Source organism: Actinomadura sp. CNU-125 (assembly GCF_001942465.1).
GTDB lineage: Bacteria > Actinomycetota > Actinomycetes > Streptosporangiales > Streptosporangiaceae > Spirillospora.
In genome coordinates, this window is record NZ_MKJY01000055.1 from 1 (window position 1) to 19682 (window position 19682).

General features: G+C 70.2%; 24 protein-coding genes and 2 pseudogenes. 14 read left to right on the forward strand and 12 right to left on the reverse strand.

Annotated features, from left to right (window positions below; genetic code table 11):
• Positions 1–36: 36 nt before the first annotated feature.
• From BJF79_RS07855 to BJF79_RS07870, 4 genes are all read right to left on the reverse strand, one after another.
• Positions 37–483: a cytochrome P450 gene (locus BJF79_RS07855; RefSeq protein WP_075895866.1), complete on the reverse strand. Its 447-nt coding sequence runs from the start codon at positions 481–483 to the stop codon at positions 37–39.
• The gene (locus BJF79_RS07860) at positions 456–920 is read right to left on the reverse strand and encodes a hypothetical protein (RefSeq protein WP_143219774.1); all 465 of its coding nucleotides are present in this window, start codon (positions 918–920) and stop codon (positions 456–458) included. The genes BJF79_RS07855 and BJF79_RS07860 overlap by 28 nt, the downstream gene beginning before the upstream one ends.
• A 108-nt stretch (positions 921–1028) precedes the next feature.
• On the reverse strand, positions 1029–1829 hold the full coding sequence (locus BJF79_RS07865; protein ID WP_075895870.1) for an oxygenase MpaB family protein: 801 nt from the start codon (positions 1827–1829) through the stop codon (positions 1029–1031).
• A complete protein-coding gene (locus tag BJF79_RS07870) occupies positions 1826–2539 on the reverse strand; it encodes an oxygenase MpaB family protein (protein WP_158079118.1) in 714 nt (237 codons plus the stop codon). Before BJF79_RS07870 ends, BJF79_RS07865 begins: the two co-directional genes overlap by 4 nt.
• Between BJF79_RS07870 and BJF79_RS55205 the strand changes: the two genes are divergently transcribed.
• A complete protein-coding gene (locus BJF79_RS55205) occupies positions 2514–2882 on the forward strand; it encodes a hypothetical protein (protein ID WP_262401681.1) in 369 nt (122 codons plus the stop codon). The two genes, BJF79_RS07870 and BJF79_RS55205, sit on opposite strands and share 26 nt — an antisense overlap.
• 60 nt (positions 2883–2942) lie before the next feature.
• The gene (locus BJF79_RS66625) at positions 2943–3095 is read left to right on the forward strand and encodes a transposase (RefSeq protein WP_158079120.1); all 153 of its coding nucleotides are present in this window, start codon (positions 2943–2945) and stop codon (positions 3093–3095) included.
• Positions 3096–3241: 146 nt separating this feature from the next.
• Here the strand turns inward: BJF79_RS66625 and rpsR are convergent, their stop codons facing one another.
• Both rpsR and BJF79_RS07885 read right to left on the reverse strand, forming a co-directional pair.
• A complete protein-coding gene (rpsR, locus tag BJF79_RS07880) occupies positions 3242–3496 on the reverse strand; it encodes a 30S ribosomal protein S18 (RefSeq protein WP_075895874.1) in 255 nt (84 codons plus the stop codon).
• Between the two features lie 31 nt (positions 3497–3527).
• Positions 3528–4700: a CobW family GTP-binding protein gene (locus tag BJF79_RS07885; protein ID WP_075895876.1), complete on the reverse strand. Its 1173-nt coding sequence runs from the start codon at positions 4698–4700 to the stop codon at positions 3528–3530.
• A gap of 65 nt (positions 4701–4765) precedes the next feature.
• On the opposite strand from BJF79_RS07885, the gene rpmG reads away from it, so the two are divergent.
• The 9 genes from rpmG to rpmF all read left to right on the forward strand — a co-directional run bounded on the left by rpmG (position 4766) and on the right by rpmF (position 11510).
• Positions 4766–4930 (forward strand): 50S ribosomal protein L33, encoded by a 165-nt coding sequence (gene rpmG, locus BJF79_RS07890; protein ID WP_075895878.1) that lies wholly within the window; start codon positions 4766–4768, stop codon positions 4928–4930.
• A gap of 2 nt (positions 4931–4932) precedes the next feature.
• Positions 4933–5178, forward strand: coding sequence for a type B 50S ribosomal protein L31 (locus BJF79_RS07895; RefSeq protein WP_075895880.1), 246 nt, complete (start codon positions 4933–4935; stop codon positions 5176–5178).
• Positions 5179–5675: 497 nt separating this feature from the next.
• Positions 5676–7466, forward strand: coding sequence for an ABC transporter ATP-binding protein (locus BJF79_RS07900; RefSeq protein ID WP_075895882.1), 1791 nt, complete (start codon positions 5676–5678; stop codon positions 7464–7466).
• Positions 7463–9196 (forward strand): ABC transporter ATP-binding protein, encoded by a 1734-nt coding sequence (locus tag BJF79_RS07905; RefSeq protein WP_075895884.1) that lies wholly within the window; start codon positions 7463–7465, stop codon positions 9194–9196. Before BJF79_RS07900 ends, BJF79_RS07905 begins: the two co-directional genes overlap by 4 nt.
• Positions 9193–9888, forward strand: coding sequence for a helix-turn-helix domain-containing protein (locus tag BJF79_RS52965; protein ID WP_075895886.1), 696 nt, complete (start codon positions 9193–9195; stop codon positions 9886–9888). Before BJF79_RS07905 ends, BJF79_RS52965 begins: the two co-directional genes overlap by 4 nt.
• Before the next feature lie 636 nt (positions 9889–10524).
• The gene (locus BJF79_RS55210) at positions 10525–10683 is read left to right on the forward strand and encodes a hypothetical protein (RefSeq protein WP_158079121.1); all 159 of its coding nucleotides are present in this window, start codon (positions 10525–10527) and stop codon (positions 10681–10683) included.
• Between the two features lie 107 nt (positions 10684–10790).
• Positions 10791–11027 carry a 50S ribosomal protein L28 gene (gene rpmB, locus BJF79_RS07915; RefSeq protein WP_075895888.1) on the forward strand — a complete coding sequence of 79 codons (237 nt, stop codon included), beginning with the start codon at positions 10791–10793 and terminating at the stop codon, positions 11025–11027.
• A complete protein-coding gene (rpsN, locus tag BJF79_RS07920; RefSeq protein ID WP_075895890.1) occupies positions 11027–11332 on the forward strand; it encodes a 30S ribosomal protein S14 in 306 nt (101 codons plus the stop codon). The genes rpmB and rpsN overlap by 1 nt, the downstream gene beginning before the upstream one ends.
• 7 nt (positions 11333–11339) lie before the next feature.
• Positions 11340–11510, forward strand: coding sequence for a 50S ribosomal protein L32 (gene rpmF, locus BJF79_RS07925; protein ID WP_075895892.1), 171 nt, complete (start codon positions 11340–11342; stop codon positions 11508–11510).
• A gap of 353 nt (positions 11511–11863) precedes the next feature.
• On the opposite strand, the gene BJF79_RS07930 is transcribed toward rpmF, so the two are convergent.
• The gene (locus BJF79_RS07930) at positions 11864–12673 is read right to left on the reverse strand and encodes a metal-dependent hydrolase (RefSeq protein ID WP_262401682.1); all 810 of its coding nucleotides are present in this window, start codon (positions 12671–12673) and stop codon (positions 11864–11866) included.
• A gap of 179 nt (positions 12674–12852) precedes the next feature.
• Between BJF79_RS07930 and BJF79_RS07935 the strand changes: the two genes are divergently transcribed.
• The gene (locus BJF79_RS07935) at positions 12853–13548 is read left to right on the forward strand and encodes a TetR/AcrR family transcriptional regulator (RefSeq protein ID WP_075895896.1); all 696 of its coding nucleotides are present in this window, start codon (positions 12853–12855) and stop codon (positions 13546–13548) included.
• A gap of 72 nt (positions 13549–13620) precedes the next feature.
• Positions 13621–13968, forward strand: a pseudogene (locus BJF79_RS66630) (hypothetical protein); the annotation flags it as partial.
• Positions 13969–14313: 345 nt separating this feature from the next.
• Here BJF79_RS66630 and fadD1 read toward each other — a convergent pair.
• The 5 genes and pseudogenes from fadD1 to BJF79_RS58880 all read right to left on the reverse strand — a co-directional run.
• Positions 14314–15894, reverse strand: coding sequence for a fatty-acid--CoA ligase FadD1 (fadD1, locus tag BJF79_RS07945; RefSeq protein ID WP_083733253.1), 1581 nt, complete (start codon positions 15892–15894; stop codon positions 14314–14316).
• On the reverse strand, positions 15887–16822 hold the full coding sequence (locus BJF79_RS07950; RefSeq protein ID WP_075895898.1) for an alpha/beta fold hydrolase: 936 nt from the start codon (positions 16820–16822) through the stop codon (positions 15887–15889). Before BJF79_RS07950 ends, fadD1 begins: the two co-directional genes overlap by 8 nt.
• Positions 16819–17448, reverse strand: a complete 630-nt coding sequence (locus tag BJF79_RS07955) for a TetR/AcrR family transcriptional regulator (protein ID WP_262401683.1) — start codon at positions 17446–17448, stop codon at positions 16819–16821. Before BJF79_RS07955 ends, BJF79_RS07950 begins: the two co-directional genes overlap by 4 nt.
• Positions 17445–18161, reverse strand: a complete 717-nt coding sequence (locus tag BJF79_RS58875) for a hypothetical protein (protein WP_316043301.1) — start codon at positions 18159–18161, stop codon at positions 17445–17447. The genes BJF79_RS07955 and BJF79_RS58875 overlap by 4 nt, the downstream gene beginning before the upstream one ends.
• Positions 18137–18793 (reverse strand): annotated as a pseudogene (locus BJF79_RS58880) (flavin-containing monooxygenase); the annotation flags it as partial. The gene BJF79_RS58875 and the pseudogene BJF79_RS58880, both read right to left, overlap by 25 nt.
• A gap of 106 nt (positions 18794–18899) precedes the next feature.
• Between BJF79_RS58880 and BJF79_RS07965 the strand changes: the two are divergent.
• Positions 18900–19637, forward strand: a complete 738-nt coding sequence (locus BJF79_RS07965; protein WP_075895900.1) for an SDR family NAD(P)-dependent oxidoreductase — start codon at positions 18900–18902, stop codon at positions 19635–19637.
• The last annotated feature ends 45 nt before the right edge of the window (positions 19638–19682 follow it).

Below are 19682 nucleotides of genomic sequence, written 5' to 3' on the forward strand. Positions count from 1 at the left end.
TGGATCGGCAGCAAGCAGCGTAGATCTGCCCGCAGATCACCCATGAAGAAGCTGTCCGGAAAACGCGTGGCCCCTCAGAGCCTCCTCCACCGCGGCCCGGGCCAGTTGCGGGTCGTCGCCGATGCGCCGCCACAGGTCGGGGCGGTCGAACAGGGCGAGCATCGCGTTGGAGATCAGGTTGGTGGTGGTCTCGTTGCCCGCGACGAGCAGCAGGACGCAAAAGTTGATCAGTTCGGGGAGGGTGAGGCCGTCGCCGTCCTCGTCTCGGGTGATCAGGAGACTGATCAGGTCGTCGCCCGGACGGTGCCGTCTGGCCCGCACGGTCCGCAGGAAGAACCAGGAGATCTCGGTCGCGCTCCGGGCCATCTTGATCCTGCTGCCGCCGGTGAGGAGCCCGTTGACCAGATCGTCCGACCAGCGCTTGAAGTCGTCGTGCCGGTCGGCGGGGACGGCCATCATCTCGGCGATGACGATGGTCGGCATCGGTGAGGCCAGATCGCGTACGAGGTCACCGCCGAGGTCGTCCACAAGCCGTTCGGTGATCGCCCTGACACGCGGTTCCAAAGCGGCGATCCGGCGCGGGGTGAATGCTTTTGCCACCTTGCGGCGTAGCCGCGTGTGCTGCGGCGGGTCGCTGGACAGCAGCGTCCGTCCCGGCGGAGCGACTTCAGCAGCCGCGTCAGCGGACCCGATGCCTTCATCGCCGGGTTGAACGGGTTGTTGTCGAAGCTCGCGGAGTCGCCGAGGTCGGAGGAGAAGCGTTCGGTGTCGCGCAGCACCGCCACGACGTCGTCGTGCCGGCTGACCAGCCACAGATCGGGAGCGGGCAGGTGGTGAACCGGCGCCACGTCGCGGAGCCAGGCGTAGGCGGGGTAGGGCTCGGTGATGAAGTCCCGGCCGTTCAGGTCCAGGGGCGTCATGGCGATGCTCCGATCGCGGTCATCGGCGTGGAAACCCATTGCCGTATGAAGCGGTCGTCGCCGCCTTGGCCGTGGTTCGGTGACGGCCAAATCGACCGGGCGGCGTGCTCAGCGGGCATGGGGCGGTCCTTTCTGGTCGAAGGCCCGCCTTGCGACAGGGAAGTAGCGCAGGCTCGCGGGGAGGGCCGGCCAGCTCAGTTGCACGGTGCGGGCGAAGCGGCGAAACCTGCGTTCGTCGGCGGATGAGACCGCCAGGCCCGCCAGGTGCCGGACGGGCTGTGGCAGCAGGACCGGGACCAGGCCCGCGGGCAGCAGGCGCGGCAGCCAGGCGTCCGGCCGCAGGATTTGCTCGAAGTAGTCGTCGAAGACGGAGTTCGATTCGAGGACCTGCTCGCAGACGGCGTCGAAGTAGTCGGCGAACGAGCCGTAGTCGGGTGGGACGACGCGGTCGCTGACCCCGTATCTCCGGTACCAGATACAGGTTTCTTGGTAGAGGCGTTCGCGCTCGTCGCCGGAGAGGGGCCTGTCGAAGAGGTCGATCGACGTCATCAGGGCGTCGACGAACGTGGCGTGCTCCCAGAAGAAGACGTCCGGGGTGAGCGAGTGGTAGCGCCTGCCTCGGCCGTCGTGCCCCTTGATGTCCGCGTGCAGCCGGCGGACTCGCGCCCCGGACGCGGCGTCCTGATAGACGACTGCGATCGCTCGCGGCACGGCGCGGGCCTGCTCTGCCCACAACGAGCCTGGAGAACGGGAGTGCTGCTCGGCGGCGGCCGCGATCGCGGGATGCAGCATCTGCAGCGCCGCCGCCCGCGGCATGACCAGTCCGTAACGCCTGTCCCCGGCGTAGCGCCAAAGGAGCGATTCCGGGCCGAGGCGGGACGACGCCCGCGCGAGCGATCCCGCGGTCACACGGCCCCCTCGACACGGCCGTGTCCCCGTTTGGCCGTCGGCGCGGAGTACTTCTTCCAGCGTGTACGGCGTGCCAAGGCCACCAGGCCCCTGGTGGGCAGTCGGCGGATCGGCGCGGGCGTCATGCGCAGCCCCAGGGACGTCGATGCGATGAGCGCACGGAAGAGACGCTCTCGGAACGGTGTCCATGGCAAGTCGTACTGGCGTCGGATCTGTTCGGGCAGGAGACCGGCGGTGACGAGCCGGTTGAGCGGGGCCGCGAGCCGTAGCACCAGGGGGCGTGGATAGAGGATCGCTTGAGCTTCCTGGCGGGCCACCGCGCTGACGCGCAGGGTGGTGATCTGCTCATGCCAGTACACGCGGAAGGCGGCCGGGTCTTCGGGGACCGCCTCCCGCGGCGCGCCGAGCAGCGTGGCCAGCGAGACGGTCTGCCGGTAGTACCGCTCGGCCAGGTCCGGGTCCAGGGGGCCGTGCAGCCGCTCCTGAAGGTCGCGGGCCCCTTCCGAAAGAGTGGCGAAGACCCAGGTCAGCAGGTCGGCGTCATGGGCCGAGTACCCCGGTCCCTTCACCCGATCGTGGGCGCGCATCGCGTGCCAGGCGATCCGGTGCGCCTCCTGCTCGGTGCCGAAGATGACCCTCCCTAGGTAGTCGAGCGTCGAGAAGAGCCGGCGCAGCGGGTCCTGCTTGAACTCGCTGTGCTCGGAGACCATCGACCAGGTGAACGTCGGCGCCGGGGATCCGCGCGAGCGGCTGCACGAGACCTTGACGACGGCGCTCGGCCTGCTGGAGACCGAGCCGCACCTGACCCGGATGCTCGCGATCGACGCGATGGGAGGCGGGCCGACGGTCCTCGCCCGCCGCAACCGGGCGCTCCGCGAACTCGCCGCGCTCGTGGCGGCGGTGCTTCGCCGTGCACCGGACGACATGCTCATCATCGCCTACCTCGGCGGCGTGGCGGAACTCGTCGTCCAGCACGTCACCGGCCGGCTCCCCGATCTGGCCGCCGAGGTCCACAGATTCACCGACGCGCTCTTCTTCCCTGCCTCCCGATGACCGAGCAAGCGCTTCCTTCTCGAGTCGGCTCTGCACCGTCCGCCCCCGCCAGTCGCGCGGGTGGGGCCGCCTGCTCGTGCACTACCGCCCAAGCCGGCGGTCTCGACCCAGGTCAACCGCCTCAAGAGCATCTCGGCGCACTACCTGCGCAAACAGTTCCCCGCTCATGTCCGCAAGTACCTGTGGGACAACCAGTTCTGGTGGCCGTCCTAGTTCGCGGCCTTATGCGGCGGGGCACCGCTGTCGGTCATCGCCGAATACATCGACCAGTAGAAATGTCCGACTGATGGCCGGGCGCGGGCAGGGAAGCGGTTCCTCGCCATAGCGCGTTGAACGGCAGTCGCGGAAGACCGGCCAGCTCAGGAGCGTTTGCCCTTGCCCGTGGGTTTTGGGCGGGAGGCGTAGGGGAGCAGAGCCATCTCACGGGCGTTCTTGATGGCCCGGGCGACTTGTTTCTGCTGTTGCACCGTGACGCCGGTGACGCGGCGGCTGCGGATCTTGCCGCGGTCGGAGATGAACTTGCGGAGCAGGTCGACGTCCTTGTAGTCGATGCGGGTCACGCCGTGCAGCGGGTTGCCTTTGCGGCGGGTCGAGCGGTTGTGGGGCGGGGCCATGCGGCTTCCTTTCCGTGTAGTGGGCGGGGCGTCAGTGGTTCGGGCCGGTGTCGGCGTGCCGGCCGTCCGGGAGGTCGAGGAAGGGAGCGAACGGGTCGTCGCCGTCGGCGGAGTCCTCGGGGGCCAGCAGGCACGAGTCGAGGAGCGCGTGGATCTCCCGCCGGTCCAGCCCGGGGCCGGTGAAGACCAGGTGCTGGACGCGGTCGCCGGTGCCCGGGGCCCAGTCGAGGGCCGCGGCCAGTCTGCGGGCGGGCGGAAGCATCTCCCAGGCGGCCTCGGGGAGGGCGGCCAGCCAGGGGCCGGCGTCCTCGATCGTGACGATGCCGGCGACCGCGTCCCAGGCGATCATCCGGTCGGGACGGTTGGCGAGCCAGAATCGGCCGCGGCTGCGGACCGACTCGGTGGCCAGGACGTCCAGGGTGTCGAAGAACCGTTCGGGGTGGAGCGGGCGGGTCCGCCGCCAGACGACGGTGTCGGCGGCGGGAGTGTGGGAGTCGCCGGGTAGTTGCGCGGTGGCCGGATCGACCCTGGCTGCGAGTTCCCCGGTGCACAGTGCGGGGCCGGTGAGCGCCGGGAGCGGTTCGCCGGGTGAGGTGAGCACGGTCATGGGGACCAGATGGCCGAGGACCTCCCGGCACATGTCGATCGTCTCGGTGTCGGCCTGCGGCAGCGGCGCGGGCATCACCTGCGGCATGACGAGGGCGGTGGCGTACTCCATCTGCCTGGCCAGGACCTCGGCGAAGTGGCGCTCGTCGCCGGCGGCCGCCGGTTTGCCCGCTTCGGCCAGCGTCTCCCCGCGGCAGATGTCGACGGGGGTCAGTTCGGGGTCGATGGCGGTCAGCACGGCGGTGAGGCGTAGCTCGTCGCACAGTTCGGGACGGTCGAGGGCCTCGGCCACCGTCCTCGGCTCGACGGAGTCCCACAGGTCCACGACCAGCAGGCCGGTGTCGGGGGCGTGCAGGAGGAGTTGGGGGATCAGGTCCTCGCGGACGGTGCACGTCGTGCATCCGTGTGCGAGGCGGAACCGTGCTCGTTGTCGAACTCCGGCGGCGTCCCGGACGATCCGCACGACTTCCCCGTCGGTGATGCGACGCAGTTCGTGGTGGATCGCCAGGGACCCGGGGTGCTCGCGCAGCAGCCGGTCGACGACGGCTGTGCGTGCGGGGCCGTGCAGCCCGGCCACCAGCGCCACGGGAACGGACATCGGACCTCCCTGGATAATAATGAAAACCGTTATCGCTATCATGGCACGGGTCGAGAGGAGAACCGATGGCTCGCAACGAACTGCGGCCGGTGATCAAGCTGTGGTCCACCGCCGGCACCGGCCACACCTACGTGACCCGCAAGAACCGCCGCAACGACCCCGACCGGCTGACGCTGCGCAAGTACGACCCGATCGTCCGCCGGCACGTGCTCTACAGAGAGGAACGCTGACCGTGAAGAAGGACGTCCATCCCGACTACCGTCCGGTGGTCTTTCGCGACCGCGGCGCCGACTTCGCCTTCCTGACCCGCTCCACGGCGAGCAGTGAGCAGACCGTCGAGTGGGAGGACGGCCGCGTCTATCCCGTGATCGACGTCGACGTGTCCTCGGCGAGCCACCCCTTCTACACAGGCCGTGCCCGCGCGCTGGACACCACCGGCCGCGTCGAACGTTTCAAGCAGCGCTACGGGGGCCGCTGACCGCCGCGTCGCCGGTACGTGACGCGGAGCCAACGGTGGCGCAGCGACCTGGTTGCTCCCCGGAAGGAGGGAATGCGCCCGGTCCCGTCATCGAGTCCGATTTCATCGGCTCGAGAGGCCTCCCGCCCGGGCGGGAGGCCTCAATCCCGCGTCTCTTTGAGGGCTGCCTCCACCGAGGTGTTAGGCCACCAGGGTGATCGGCTGCCGTCGGCCCGCTCCGCCGCAGGCCGGATGCCTGCCTGCCCTGATGGCCACGGCTTCCTTCGGAATTCCGGGGGACGGTCGACGGAGAACGCCGACGTCCGATCACCGGGGAGCGGCGCGCCTGGGCAGGCCGTCGCATGTCTGGAGAGCGACAGGTCGCCGGATCCGTTGACTTATGTTAGGCGCATAACTTAATCTCCCGGTGAAAATGGTTCTCATGTTCTCCCCTGGTTCGCCCTGGCCTGCCGTGCTCCGGTCGCGGGAGCCCTGCGGCTGTAGAGAGGAACCGTCGTATGCCTTCACCGAGCGAACGGCAGGGCGTCCCCGAACCGATGTCGACGTTGCTGCGCCCGGTGCGCGGCCGTCTGGTGACGGTGATGGCGGTGCAGGCGATCGCGTCCGCGCTCGTGCTGTCTCCGCTGATCACCGGCGGTCTCATCGCGGAGCGCCTGATCGCCGACGACCCGGACGTCTGGCCGATCCTTGCCATCGGGTCGGCGCTGCTGGGGCTGGGGTTGCTGCTGAAAGCGGCCGCGGATCTGATCGCGCATCTGGCCGACAACGATCTGACGCTGATCCTGCGGCGGCGGCTGGCGGCGAGGCTGCGGGAGGCGCCGTTGGGGTGGTTCACCGAGACGAGCGCAGGACAGGTCAAGCAGGGGATGCAGGACGACGTCACCGCCCTGCACCACCTGGTGGCGCATTCCTACGCCGAGCTGGCGGGCGCGATCGCGACTCCGATCGCCGCGTACGCCTACCTGTTCGTGATCGATTGGCGGTTGGCGCTGGTTCTGCTGGTGCCGGTGCCGTTGTTCGTGTCGATCTACGGGCGCATGCTGGTCACGTCGGGCAGGGAAACGGACCGGTACGGTGCGGTGCTCGCCGGGATCAACAGCGCGGTGGTGGAGTTCGTCGACGGGATCCCGGTCGTGAAGACCTACGGTCGGATCGGACGTGCGAGCGCCGCCTACCGGGCGGCGGTAGACCGGTTCACAACGTTCTTCACCGGTTGGGCGAGGCCGCTGATCGCGCCGGAGACGATCGCGAACCAGATCGTCGCCCCCACGGCGCTGCTGCTGCTGACCTTGGTGTTCGGCAGCCTGTTCGTCCACCAGGGATGGATGCGGGCGGCGCAGGTGATCCCGTTCGCTCTCGTGGGGCTGGGGGTTGGGGGTCCCATCTCCGTGCTGACATCGAACGTGATGGCGTTGCAGACGGCTCGGGGAGCGGCGACCCGGCTCCACGGGCTGCTCGAACTCGAACAGATGCCGGAGCCGTCCGCGCCGCGCCCGCCGGAGGGGACCCGGATCGAGTTCGACCGTGTCAGGTACGGCTATGACGCCGACCGTGAGGTGATCCGCGATGTCAGTGTCGCGTTCGAGCCCGGCGCCGTCACCGCGATCGTGGGAGCGTCCGGATCGGGCAAGACGACGCTCGCGCGGCTGATGCTCCGATACGCCGACCCGGGGTCGGGCCGGGTGCTGCTGGGCGGGGTCCCGCTGAACGAGCTCGCCTCCACGACGCTGTTCCGCACGGTCGGGGCGGTGTTCCAGGACGTGCGGCTGCTGCGGGCGACGATCGCGGAGAACATCGCCCTGGCCGAGCCCGACGCGCCACCGGAACGGATCGAGGCGGCGGCCCGGGCCGCGAACGTCCACGACCGCATCCTGGAGCTTCCGCGCGGCTACGACTCCATTGTCGGAGAGGACGCGCTGCTGTCCGGCGGTGAGGCGCAGCGAGTATCCATCGCCCGGGCGTTCCTCCTCGATCCCGACGTCCTCGTCCTCGACGAGGCCACCTCCGCGGCCGACGCCGAGAACGCGCAGGCGATCCAGGCCGGCCTGTCCGCTCTGGCCGCCCAGCGCTCCCGCACCCTCATCGTCATCGCCCACCGGCTCGACTCCGTCGTGGCCGCCGACCGCATCGTCGTCCTCGACGACGGACGAGTCATCGAGGACGGCACGCACCACGAGCTGCTCGGCCACCGCGGGACCTATCACCGGCTGTGGCGAGCGCAGCACCCGGCCGAGGACCCGAGCCCCACGACGACGACCCCGGACGCCACGGAAGGACGGTCGCGGTGATCCACCGACTCGCCCGCTACCTCGGTCCCGAGCACGCGCACCTCATCTACCGGCAACTGCGCTGGGTGATCGCGTCCTGCATCCTGCACGGCATCACACTGGCCTTCACCATCCCGATCCTGCGAACGCTGCTGAGCGGCGATCACGCCGCGCTGGGACGGTGGCTCGCGGGCTTCGCCGTCTCGGCGACGGCCTCCTGGCTCGTGGAGTACCGCGCCACGGTGAAGGGGTTCGACGTCGGCGGGGGCATCCTCGGCCTGCTGCGCTACCGGCTCGGCGACCACGTCGCCGCCCTTCCGCTGGGTTGGTTCACCCCGGAGCACACCAGCACCCTCGGGTCGACGCTGAGCAAGGGCGTCATGGACATCCTCGCGCTGCCGGTCCGGCAGCTCGCCGCGCTGATCCGATCCATCCTCGTCCCGCTCGTGCTCATCGTCGCGCTCACCGTCGCGGACCGGCGGATCGGGGCGGTGGCGCTGGCGGCGGTCCCCGCCGTGCTCCTGGTGTTCTGGTGGGCCGGACGGCTCGGCCGGCGCGCGGACGCCGCCGTCAACCGGGCCACGGCCGCGGCGAGCGAGCGGATGGTGGAGTTCGCCCAAGCCCAACCCGTACTGCGCAGTTTCGGGCAGGCCGGATCGGCCGCCGAGCAGTTCGACCGGTCGCTACGCGAGCAGGCCCGCGCCGAGCGGCGGCAGCTCTGGCTCGTCCTCCCGCCGCTCATCGTGAACGGCGTCATCGCCCGGCTCGTCCTCCTCGTACTGCTCGCTCTGGTCATCGCCATCGCCGCCGGGGTGACCGAACCGGTGGCACTGGCCACCCTGCTGGCGACCCTCCCGGTGATCAACCAGGTCGTCGCACCACTGGGGGACGTCGCGGCGAACGCCACCGTCGTCCGCATCGTCACGGCGCAGATGGACGCCGCCGACGCCGTCCTCGACGCCCCGCCGCTGCCCGAACCGGCCGTACCCGTCCCGCCCCGGGACGCGACGATCGAGTTCGACCACGTCACGTTCGCCTACGACACCGTCCCCGCGCTGCGCGATGTGTCCTTCACCGTGCCGCAGGGCACGAGGACCGCGATCGTCGGCCCCTCCGGATCAGGCAAGACCACCATCGCCAGACTGGCGACCCGGTTCTTCGATCCGCAGCACGGCGAGGTCCGCCTCGGCGGCGTCCCCCTCACCGAACTCGGCGCCGAGAACCTGCACCACGCGATCGCGCCGGTGTTCCAGGACAGCTACCTGTTCTCCGGCACCCTGGCCGACAACGTCCGCCTCGCCCGCCCCGACGCCACCGCCGCCGACCTCGACGACATCGCGGCCCTCTCCGGCCTCACCGATGTCATCGCGGCTCTGCCCGACGGATGGGAGGGCCAAGTCGGCGAAGGCGGAGCACGTCTGTCGGGCGGGGAAAGGCAGCGCGTCGCCATCGCCCGGGCGCTCCTCAAAGACGCCCCGGTCCTGTTGCTGGACGAGGCGACGGTCTCGCTCGACGCGGAAAACGAACAGGCCGTCACCGCGGCTCTGCGCGCCATCGCCCGAGACCGCACCGTCCTCGTCATCGCCCACCGGCTCACCACCATCACCCGGGCCGATCAGATCCTCTTCGTCGAAGAAGGGAGAATCGTCGAACATGGCACGCACGACGAACTGCTCGCTTTGGACCGACGCTACGCGGCGCACTGGCGGGCGCTGTCGGCCACGAAGACTTGGAGACTGATCGAGCGATGACCCCCGCACGTGCCGGTAGACCCCGCAAGCTCGGCGAGGCCGACATCGCCGCCGCCGTCCTCGCCGAGGGCTTCACCGGCCTCACCGTCCCGGCCGTCGCGCGACGGCTCGGGGTCTCCACCATGACCGTCTACCGGTACACCCCGACCCGCCCCGACCTGCTCGCCCTTGCCTGGGAGCACGTCCTGGCCGCCGCCACATGGCCGCCGAGCACCGGCGACTGGCGCGGCCTGCTGCACCGGCACGCCACCGCCCTGTGGGACCTTCTCGCCCGCCATCCCGGCGCGGTCACCGAACTGTCCGGCGCCGTCATGCCCACCCGGATGATCGGCATGTACGACGACCTCGCTCTCGCACTCGCCACGCAGGGCTTCACCCCGGACGAAGCGGTGCTCGCCGTCGATACCGTCATCGACCTCACCATCGATCACCGCCGCGGCGTCGAAGACCTCGGCCGCCGGATCGAGGGAACCACCACGATCGCGCACGACGAACTCGACGCTCTCTGGGCACCCGACCAAGCCGACCCACCAGGCCGCGCCGCGGTCCGCGCGGCCATGCGCAACGCCATCGCCACACCGCCGCGCGACTGGTTCATCCGCAAACTCGACCTCGTCCTCGACGGCCTCGTCGCCCACCGGCACCGGTCCTCCCCCCGACCGCACGGCGATGCCGAGCACGGGCGACACTGAACGCGCCACGACAGCCAGAGCCCGGCCGTATAAGTCGAGGACGGTCGTGCTGCGGTGGACACCCCGTCGTCAGAACGGCGGAGAACAGCGCCCGCCGCCGGTTCTCGAGCACACGGTGATCCCGGCGATCTGCCGGACCGCTTCGTGGCGGGGCCAGAACACCCAAGCTCCCCGCAGCCCTCCTAGCCGTGCCGGCGGCGGAGCACGATCAGGTTGTCGGTGACCGTGGGGTCGTGCCGTCCGGCCCGGTGGCCAGGCGTTCGCTGCGCTCACAGCGCTCGGTCCGCCAAGCGTCGCCGAGGGCCAAATGCATCGCGGCTCTCCTCCCCGGCCAGTTCGGTGAATCGGACTTTCGGCCGGGTCGCGGTGGGGGGCGAACCCGACTGGTACAGCGGCTCCCAGAACTCAGCGCTGGAAGCGATCGGATCCCGGGGTGAGGTGTCATTGGGTGGACAGATGAGTGGTCGTTTCTCGGGTGCGGCGAGGGCCGGGGAACGATCTTCCGGATCAGTGTGCGCGGCTGAGGAACTCGGCCGGTCTCGCCACGCTGCTCGTCGCGGCCCCGACGGCGCCTGGGACGGCGTAGAACCAGCGTTCGAGAGCCGTCCTGCCGGAGAACTAGCCGGGCCGATCGCCTTGCCGGCGGTTCTGCTGGCCGGGGTCGCGGACGTCGCGTTCACCGAGGCCATCACCCAGTACTTGGTGCTGACCTCGCCTGGTAGGAGGTCCGTTCCGCCATGTTCTGGATGCTCGGTGGCCGCGGTGGCGCTCCGCCACCGGCTGGACCTTCTCTGATCGGTCCCGATGTCCTGAATGAAAATGGTTATCGCTATCATCTTCTGGTGGCGGCCGGGATGCCGCCCCAGGAACGCGCGGACGCGCGCAGGACAGAGAGGAGCCGCATGCCCGCCCGTTGTCAGCTGACCGGAGCCGAGCCGTCGTTCGGCAAGAAGGTGTCGCACTCGCACCGGCGCACCTCACGGCGTTTCGACCCCAACATCCAGAACAAGCGGTACTGGCTGCCGAGCGAGGGACGGTACGTGCGGCTGCGGCTGTCCGCCCGCGCGATCAAGACGATCGACAAGATCGGGATCGAGGCGGCCGTCGCCCGCATCCGGGCCCGCGGAGAGAAGGTCTGATGGCCAAGAAGAGCAAGATCGCCGCCAACGAGCGCCGCAAGGAGGTCGTGGCGCGGCACGCCGCGCGCCGCGCCGAGCTCAAGCGGCTGATCCGCAGCCCGCACACCGCCGACGAGATCCGCGAGGCGGCCGTCCGGGAACTGCGCCGTCAGCCGCGGGACGCCAGTGCCACCCGGGTCCGCAACCGGGACGCCGTCGACGGCCGTCCCCGCGGGCACCTGCGCAAGTTCGGGCTGTCGCGGGTCCGCTTCCGCGAACTGGCGCACCGCGGCGAACTGCCGGGCATCACCAAGTCGAGTTGGTAGGAGCATCATGGCCGTCCCCAAGCGCAAGAAGTCCAGGAGCAACACCCGCAAGCGCCGTTCGCAGTGGAAGGCGACCGCTCCGGATCTGGTGCCCGTCACCATCGACGGGCGCAGGACGCGCGTCCCGCGCAACCTCGTCCGCGCCTACCAGAACGGCCTGCGCACCGACGCGCCGTAGCGATGTGGAGCGGGGGCCGTCGATCTGCGGTCCCCGCCATACCTCGGCTGCCCGGGAGAGGGGAGAGCCGCATGAACGCCGTCGGCCTCGCAGTGATCAGGTGGTGCCCCACGCGGGGCTCGTTCCAGGACGCCAGGTGGCCTCCAGCAAGCTCGGGGCGGTTCACGCCCCCTGTGGGGCTGCCGGACGGTATGGCTGACCACCTGTCTTAAGCGCGTGGTGCCGAGTCAGGCGTCACCCTGGAGGTCGCGGTAGTCGAAGGCGGAGTCGGCGCCGGTGTCCGGGGTGCGATCTGCGCCATGTCGTCATCGGTGGCGAATGCGAACTCGACCGGGCGGCCCCGGGCGCGGTCGTCAGGCGAGGCGGTCTAGGAGGGCGCCGTCCGGGCCGAAGAACTCTGTGCGCCAGCGGGCGAGGATCTCGGTGGCGTCGAAGTCGTCGGGATGGAAGCCGGGACGCTGGTAGGCGCGGATGCGGGCGCGGACCTTCTCGTCCAGGAACGGCGAGTGGCGCAGGGCGCGCAGGCTGGCGGCGAGGCGCCGCGGGTTGTAGGTGGCCGGGTCGGCGAGCATCGACAGGATCGTGAAGATGATCGTCACGCCGAGCAGGCCGGCGGACGCTTCGATCATGGTGCGGCGGCGCAGGCGCTCCGAGCCGCCGACGGCGCGGTAGACGTCGAAGGCGACCGACTTGTGCTCCGACTCCTCCAAGGCGTGCCACAGCAGGACGTTGCGGACCTCGGTGTCGCCCAGGAGCGCTTGGGCGCGCGGGTCGGTGAGCAGGCACTCGGCGAGCGTCGCGGTGTAGTGCTCCAGGGCGGCGGTGTGGCCGAGCGAGGCGCGCGGCGGCATCAATCGCAGGCCGAGCCGGGTGCTGCGCTTGACGAAGGCATCCACCCAGTGGGTGGGGTAGCCCATGCTGCGCAGCTGCGCATTGAGGGTGTCGTGCTCGCGGCCGTGCACCACCTCCTGGCCGATGAACGTCTTCACCTGCCGCTTCAGTTCGGGGTCGGTGATCTGTCCGGAGCAGACTCGGACGGAGCGGACGAAGAAGTCCTCGCCCTTCGGGAACGTCGCCGAGAGCACGGCCACGACGTGGCTCAGGATCAGATCGCCGTCGGCGTAGTGGCGGCGCAGTCCCCCTTTCGGGTAGGCGAACCGCATACGGCGGACCTTCATGGTCCGGGAGGGCACGGTTCGCGCGGGCACGGGATGGTCGGAAGCACTCATGCGGGCCTCGCCTCGGATCGGTGGCCGTCCACGGCCGTTCCTGGATGGCGAGTCCAATAATCAACGTATGTAACAAGTTCCGTCAAGATGTAAAGTTGGTTAAGATGCCACGCATGGACGTCGTGAAGGGACTGTTGCAGCGGGCGCTCGCCTCGCCGCAACCGGACGACGGCACCGCCGAGCGGGTGCTGGAAGCCGCCCGGGAGCAGGCCGAGGACTTCGGTTTCCGCCGCTTCACCGTGGACGACGTCGCCCGCCGTTGCGGACTGTCCCGCGTGACGATTTACCGCTACTTCCCGAAGAAGGACGCGCTGCTGGACGCGCTCCTGATGCACGAGATGCGGCGCTTCCTCACCAGGGCGGACGCGGTGATCGCCGCGCAGTCCACTCCCGAGGACCGGCTCGTCGAGGGCCTGCTGTTCTGTCTGGACTTCCTGCGCTCCCACCGCCTGCTGACCCGGTTGCTGCGCACCGAGCCCGAGTTCATCCTTCCTCACCTCACCACTCGCGCCGCCCCTGTCATCGCCGAGGCGCGAATCTGGATCACCGGGCACATCCGCGCCGAGATCACCGCCGGCCGCCTGACGGTCCCCGACCAGGACGTCGACTACTTCGCCGAACTCGTCATCCGTACCGTCATCTCCTTCACCCTCACTCCAGAGACCGCCGTTCCCCTGGACGACCCGGCCGCCCGCCGCCGCCTCGTCGACCTCTATCTGACCCCCTTCGTCCGTCACTTCGCTCACGCGGCCCAGCCGTCACCGCCCGGGACTCCGGTCACGACGGACGGCGCCACGGAGCAGGCGTGATTCCGCAGGCCGGCGGGGCATTCTCACTGCCGAGAGCTGAGTGGCCATTGACAGTGGCCGTCCTTCTTCCGTGACTTGCAGGCGGCCGGGCGCAGCCCGGCTACGGTGCGCTCCTATGGGTCGGACCTGCTGTGCTGGTTCCGGTTCCTGTGGTCGATCGGAGTGTCGTGGGAGCAGGCCACGCGGGTCGAGGCGCGGGCTTCAGCCGCCGGCTGCTCGTCGCGGGCAAGCCGATCCGGTCGGCACTGGCGGGTAGCGGCCACGGCCGTCGGCCACCGGGCCTTGCTGACAGGCCTCCTGACGGGACTCGCTCGGGCGAGGATGCAGATGGTCTCGGTAACCCGACGAGCGTGGGAATCCGGGCGCGCGGCAGGACGAAGACGCCCGGGTTTTGGGCGGATTCGGTATGCACATCCGTAGGACCACGGATGCACGGTGGGTGTCGTTGCCGCCACGATGGGTTTCGTGCCGAACGGACACTGCGGGCGTGGGGTGGCCGTGTGCTTTGCCGGGTCGAGCGGCCTGGTGTATCCCGACACCGTCAAGGCGCGCCGTGGCCGGGAGTGGGAGTTCTTCAGGATACGGCTGCCGTTGCCGGTCGCGTGCGGTCGTCGGGAGGGGATCGACGTGGCGATGGCATCCCGAGCGCGACGCATGGGCGATCGCTCTCCTGGAACCGGATGAAGAGGTTGTCGGCAGCGTCCTGGCCCGGCACCTCATCGACCTCGGCCGCGTCAAAGACGCCGTGGCGATCCTCCAACGCCCTTAGGGCTGAGGGCGGTAGACGTTGTTCCGTTCGCTCCGCGCGAATAGCGTGTCCGTGGTCTCGGTGCCCTGAGCCCGGAGCTCGCGCTTGAGAACCTTGTTCGTCGCCGTACTCGGCAGGTCGGTGGTGATCCGGACGAACTTCGGCCATGCCTTCGGCGACAGGTCCGGCTGGGCATCCAGGAACTCCTGGAGATCGACGGGCGTGAGGGTCGCGCCGTCGCGCAGCACCAGCGCGCACATGAGCTGGTCGCCGGGGGCGTCGGCGTCCGGTAGGCCGTACACCGCGGCCTGGCTGATCGCGTCGTTGCGCAGCAGCACCCGCTCGATCGGTCCCGCCGCGAGGTTCTCGCCGTCGACGCGCAGCCAGTCGTCGGTGCGACCCGCCAGGTAAATGAAGCCTGCTTCGTCCCGATAGGCGAGATCGCCGGACCAGTACATGCCCCCGTCGAGCCGTTCGGAGGTCGCCTGTTCGTCGTTGTAGTAGCCGGCGAAGAACCCGGCCCCGGTGGTGTTGACCAGCTCGCCGAGCGCCTCCTCCAGGTTGGTCACCCGGCCCAGGTCGTCGAAGACGGCGCGCGGGCACTCGGTGCGGGTGTCGCGGTCGTAGACGGCGACGCCGTCGAACGGCTGCCCGATGGAGCCGACCGGCGTGTCGTCGGTGCGGGTGATGATGACCGCGGTCTCGGTGGAGCCGAAGCCGTCCCAGACGGTGCAGTCGAAGCGGCGGGCGAACTCGTCGATGTCGCGGTCGCTCGCCTCGTTGCCGAACGCGACACGTAGTGGGTTGTCCCGGTCGTCGGGCTGTTCCGGCGTCGCGAGCAGGTAGGCGAGCGGCTTGCCGACGTAGTTGAAGTAGGTCGCACCATAGTGGCGCAGGTCGCCGAGGAACCGGCTTGCGCTGAACTTGGCCGGCGCCAGAGCGGCACCGGCGTGGGCGTGCACGGCGTATCCGGCGAGAACGGCGTTGCTGTGGAACATGGGCATCGCGGAATAGACGATGTCCTCGGGCGTCAGGTCGAACTTGTCGGCGAGCGTCGCCCCTGACATCACCGCCATGAAGTTGGCGACCCGCACGGCCTTCGGCTCCCCGCTGGTGCCGGAGGTGAAGATCAGCATGAAGGTGTCCATCGCGTCGACCGTCGGGAACCCGTCGGTTCCACGCGGTGCGTCGGCCACCCGTTCGGGCCAGTCGACGTCGTCGGTGTCGACCACCGTCGCGCCACCGAGGTCGAGCCCGGCGAGCAGGGCCAGGTGCCGATGATCGGTCAGCAGGATCTGGCAGTCGGCCCGGCGTACGTCGGCCGCGAGACTCTCGCCGCGCCGGGTGGTGTTGATGCCGACGGTCACGTGCCCGCCGAGCGCACCCGCCGCGATCGCCATCGCCATCTCGGGGCCGTTCTCCAGCAGCACGCCGACGTGGACCGGACGGCCCGGGACGGCCATCGCGTGCAGCACGTGCGCACGGGCGGCGCTCTCGCCGAGGTAGTCGCGCCAGCTCCATACCTGGTCGCCGTACTTCAGGCCGGGCGTGTCCCGCTCGGGATGCCGGAGGAGGAGGGCCTGGACGGTGTCAGGCACGGGACGGCTCCGATGCGGTCGCGGTGGGCGAGGCGGCGGAGGGAACGGCCAGGTGGCGGCGCAGGAACGCCACGACGTGGTGGGTGGCGGCCTCGTGGAAGGGCTTGCCGGCGAAGAGGTCGAAGTGGTCGCCGGGGTAGTGCCGCACCTCGGCGCGACCGGCGAAGGCCGCCTTCGCCGCGGCGTACGGCGGCGCGCTCCTGTCGAAGTCGCAGATCTGCACCAGCCACGGGACACGCAGCGACTTCGCATCCTTGGCGGGCGTCCGGCCGCCGAGCTCCATGACGACGTCGGCGGCGATCTCGTTGCGCCAGGTCGGGCCCGCGAGCGCGAGGTAGTCCTCGTAGGCGCCGGGCAGGGTCAGCGCGCCGAGCTCCCCGGGACGAGCCACGACCGGCATCATCGTCGGCGCGCGGCCGGCCTTGCGTCGTACGGCCGAAGCGATGCCGCGGCCGGTGGAGGCGAGCAGCCGGGACGGGCGGTGGTACTTCGCGGCGAGCCGCGCGGCCGCGAGCCCGTCGACGAGCGGCACCGCGGAGACGACCGCCGCGACGTCGTCACGCGCGGCGGCGACGGAGACGACGTGGCCGCCCGCGAGTGAGATGCCCCAGAGGACGACCCGTTCGGCGTCGACGCCCGGAAGGCGCTTCGCCGCCTCGACGGCGGCGTGCCAGTCGGCGACCTGGTCGGCGACGGACACGCACTGGCGCGGACCGCCGCCGCCGGCGTCGCTCGCGCCGAAGCCGCGGTAGTCGAAGGTGACGGCGTGGAAGCCCGCCGCCGCGAACGCCTCGGCGAACGGCCGGAGGCCGGAGTCCTGGGTGCCGGCGAGGCCGTGGCCGAGCACCACGACGGGCGCACCGTCCGCGCCGGCGTGATGCGTGGCGGCGCAGCGCACACCGGCCGAGGTGAAGTCGAAGGTGGTCATGCGGTGCCTCCGTAGATGCTGGTCACCCAGACGTGGGTGAGCGCGTCGACGTGCTGCTCGCGCGGCGGCTCACCGCCGAGCGCATGGCGCTCGAGGGCGTGGTCGTTCAGGTCGAGGAGTACGGCGGCCAGGCCCGCCGCGTTCGGGCCGTCGGTCGCGTGTCCGGCAGCCCGCTCCCGCTCGATCATCTCCGCGACCATGCCCGCGAACTCGGCGCGGCCCGCGTCCCAGCCCTCCCGGACCTGCGGGTTCGCGGCCCTCGCTTCGAGCAGGGCGCGGTAGGTGTGCGGCGAGGCGTCGACGGAGTCGAAGAGCGAGTCGAGGACCTGCCGGATCCGCTCGCCGGGATCGCCCTCCGCCTTGACCAGCAGGTCGGTCGCGTCCGACGCGGCGTCGTACAGGTCGGCCATCAGGGCGAGCACCGCGGTGGCCTTGCTCTCGAAGTAGAAGTAGAACGCCGAGCGGGTGACGCCGGCCCGCCGCGAGATCTCCGCGACGTTGACCTGGTCGAGGGTCTGCTCGCGCAGCAGGTCGTCGAGGGCCTGGAGCAGGGCCGAGCGGCGCCGGTCGCCGCGGTTGACGCTGCGGCGGTCGACCAGCCGCGCCCAGATGCGCTCCTCGCTCACCCGCGCGCCTCCACGGGCCGCCGCGCCTGCTGCCGCCGCGCCCGCTCCATGCCCGCGGGGATCTCGCGGACGCGCAGGTCGTGCTCGTAGAGGAAGTAGTCGAGCTGCTGGGTGTGCCGCGGCCGCTGCACCATGTGGGCGGTGTACTTCTGCTGGTCCTCGTCGATCACCCGCTCCATCTCGGCGACCGGCGGCGGCGCGTAGCGGCCGACGAGCCAGGCCGCGACCAGCCGGGTCTGGCACTCGACGAACGGGAACAGTGTCGGCGTCGCCTGGGCGAACCCGATGAACGCGACGTCGTCCATGCCCGGCTTGAATATCCGCTTGTAGAGGCGGATGTGGTTTTCGGGCGCGCTGAGGAAGTCGGGGTCGAAGAAGGGGAAGGTGATGTTGTAGCCGGTGGCGTGGACGACGACGTCGAAGTCCTCGGCGGTGCCGTCGGCGAAGTGCACGGTGGGACCGTCCCAGCGCTCGATGTCGCCCTTGGCCCGCAGGTCGCCGGAGCCGAGCCGCAGCGGCAGCTCGACGACTGCGTCGGGTGCGCCTCGAAGAACTTGTGGTTGGGTTCGGGCAGGCCGTAGTCGGTCGGGCGGCCGGCGGTCAGCGGCTGCATCATCTGCGCGAACTTGCGCTGCCACGCGAAAGGGATGTGCGGGGAGGTCCTGTAGTACTTGTCGGCCGGCGTTCCGGCGAAGTACTTCGGCACGATCCACGCACTGGACCGCGTCGAGATGACGACCTCGTTGTCGAGTGTCTTGCTGGAGAGTTCGACGGCGATGTCGGCGGCGCTGTTGCCCAGCCCGATGATCAGGATCCGCTTACCTGTCAGGTCGTGCGGCGTCCGCGGGTCGATGTAGGCGTGCGAGTGCATCGTCAGGCCGGTGAACTCTCCCGGCTTGTCGGCGAAGCGCGGGTCCCAGTGGTGGCCGTTGGCCACCAGGAGCACGTCGAAGCGACGTTCGCCGGTGCGCTCGGTCTCCAGCAGCCAGCCGCCGTCGGGGTGCCGCTCGGCGTGCACGACGCCGTTCTGGAATTCGATCCGGCGCCGGATGTCGAACGCGTCGGCGTAGCTGTCGAGGTAGTCCTTGATCTGGGTGTGGTGGGGGAAGTCGGGATACTCCTCGGGCATCGGGAAGTCTTTGAAGGACAGCTGGTGCTTCGAGGTGTCGATGTGCAGCGAGCGGTAGGCGCTGCTGTGCCCGTTGGGGTTGCCGAAGGCCCAGTTGCCGCCGACGCGGTCCGAGGACTCGAACGTGGCGTACTCCAGCCCGTAGTCCTCCAGCATCTTGCTCATCGTCAGGCCGCTGATGCCGGCACCGATCACGGCGACCGTCGGACCACTCATCGGCTACTCCTCGGCATCCGCTTGACAGGCTGGCGTGACGCCCGTCACGTTAGGACTGCGATTGACATGTGTCAACAGATACCGACGAGCGTCAGGATGGTGGCGGATGAGCGAGCAGCGCACGGTCGTGGTGGTCGGGGGCGGGTCCGGCCTCGGAGCGGCGACGGCCGCGCTGCTGCGGTCGCGGGGCGACCTCGTGGTGGTCGCCGACCTCCCCGGCACGGCCGCCGACGTCGAGGTCGACGTGACCGACGAGGGCGGAGTGGAGGCGCTCTTCGAGGGCGTCGTCGCCGAGCACGGGCGCTTCCACGGCGTGGTCAACTGTGCGGGCACGAGCACGCTCTCGCGAGTCGTCGACCACGACGCCGCAGAGTGGCGCCGAATCGTGGACGTCTGCCTCACCGGCGCGTTCCTCGTGCTCAAGCACGCCGGGCTCCGGATCGCCGACGGAGGCGCATTGGTCTCGCTGACCTCCCTCAACGCGCGCCAGCCCGGCACCGGCCTGGCCGCCTACTGCGCCGCGAAGGGCGGCCTCGTGGCGCTCACGGAGGTCGCCGCGCTCGAACTCGCGCCGCGCCGCGTGCGCGTCAACGCGGTGGCGCCCGGACTGGTCGTCACGCCGCTGACGGCGCCGGCGATGGACATACCCGGCGTCAAGGACGAGTATGTCGCCAACACGCCGCTCGGCCGACCGGGAAGCCCGGAGGAGATCGCCGCATCCGTGCGCTACCTGCTGTCGGACGACGCGGCGTGGATCACCGGCGAGACCCTTGACATCAACGGCGGTGCCCACCTGATGCGCTACCCGGATCTCGCCGGACTCGTGGAGAAGGCGTTCGCATGAGCCTCGCGAGCAGATCCGCGATCGTCACGGGCGGCGGCTCGGGCA

Bases quoted from the DNA above. Each gene is read 5' to 3' on its own strand.
- BJF79_RS52965 (WP_075895886.1), top strand. From the start codon at position 9,193: ATGACCCCCGCACGTGCCGGTAGACCCCGCAAGCTCGGCGAGGCCGAC.
- BJF79_RS07900 (WP_075895882.1), top strand. From the start codon at position 5,676: ATGCCTTCACCGAGCGAACGGCAGGGCGTCCCCGAACCGATGTCGACG.
- BJF79_RS07855 (WP_075895866.1), bottom strand. From the start codon at position 483: ATGCCGACCATCGTCATCGCCGAGATGATGGCCGTCCCCGCCGACCGG.
- rpmB (WP_075895888.1), top strand. From the start codon at position 10,791: ATGCCCGCCCGTTGTCAGCTGACCGGAGCCGAGCCGTCGTTCGGCAAG.
- BJF79_RS07860 (WP_143219774.1), bottom strand. From the start codon at position 920: ATGACGCCCCTGGACCTGAACGGCCGGGACTTCATCACCGAGCCCTAC.
- BJF79_RS07885 (WP_075895876.1), bottom strand. From the start codon at position 4,700: ATGTCCGTTCCCGTGGCGCTGGTGGCCGGGCTGCACGGCCCCGCACGC.
- BJF79_RS07935 (WP_075895896.1), top strand. From the start codon at position 12,853: ATGGACGTCGTGAAGGGACTGTTGCAGCGGGCGCTCGCCTCGCCGCAA.
- BJF79_RS07950 (WP_075895898.1), bottom strand. From the start codon at position 16,822: ATGACCACCTTCGACTTCACCTCGGCCGGTGTGCGCTGCGCCGCCACG.
- rpmF (WP_075895892.1), top strand. From the start codon at position 11,340: ATGGCCGTCCCCAAGCGCAAGAAGTCCAGGAGCAACACCCGCAAGCGC.
- BJF79_RS07930 (WP_262401682.1), bottom strand. From the start codon at position 12,673: ATGCGGTTCGCCTACCCGAAAGGGGGACTGCGCCGCCACTACGCCGAC.
- rpmG (WP_075895878.1), top strand. From the start codon at position 4,766: ATGGCTCGCAACGAACTGCGGCCGGTGATCAAGCTGTGGTCCACCGCC.
- rpsR (WP_075895874.1), bottom strand. From the start codon at position 3,496: ATGGCCCCGCCCCACAACCGCTCGACCCGCCGCAAAGGCAACCCGCTG.
- BJF79_RS07965 (WP_075895900.1), top strand. From the start codon at position 18,900: ATGAGCGAGCAGCGCACGGTCGTGGTGGTCGGGGGCGGGTCCGGCCTC.
- rpsN (WP_075895890.1), top strand. From the start codon at position 11,027: ATGGCCAAGAAGAGCAAGATCGCCGCCAACGAGCGCCGCAAGGAGGTC.
- BJF79_RS07870 (WP_158079118.1), bottom strand. From the start codon at position 2,539: ATGGTCTCCGAGCACAGCGAGTTCAAGCAGGACCCGCTGCGCCGGCTC.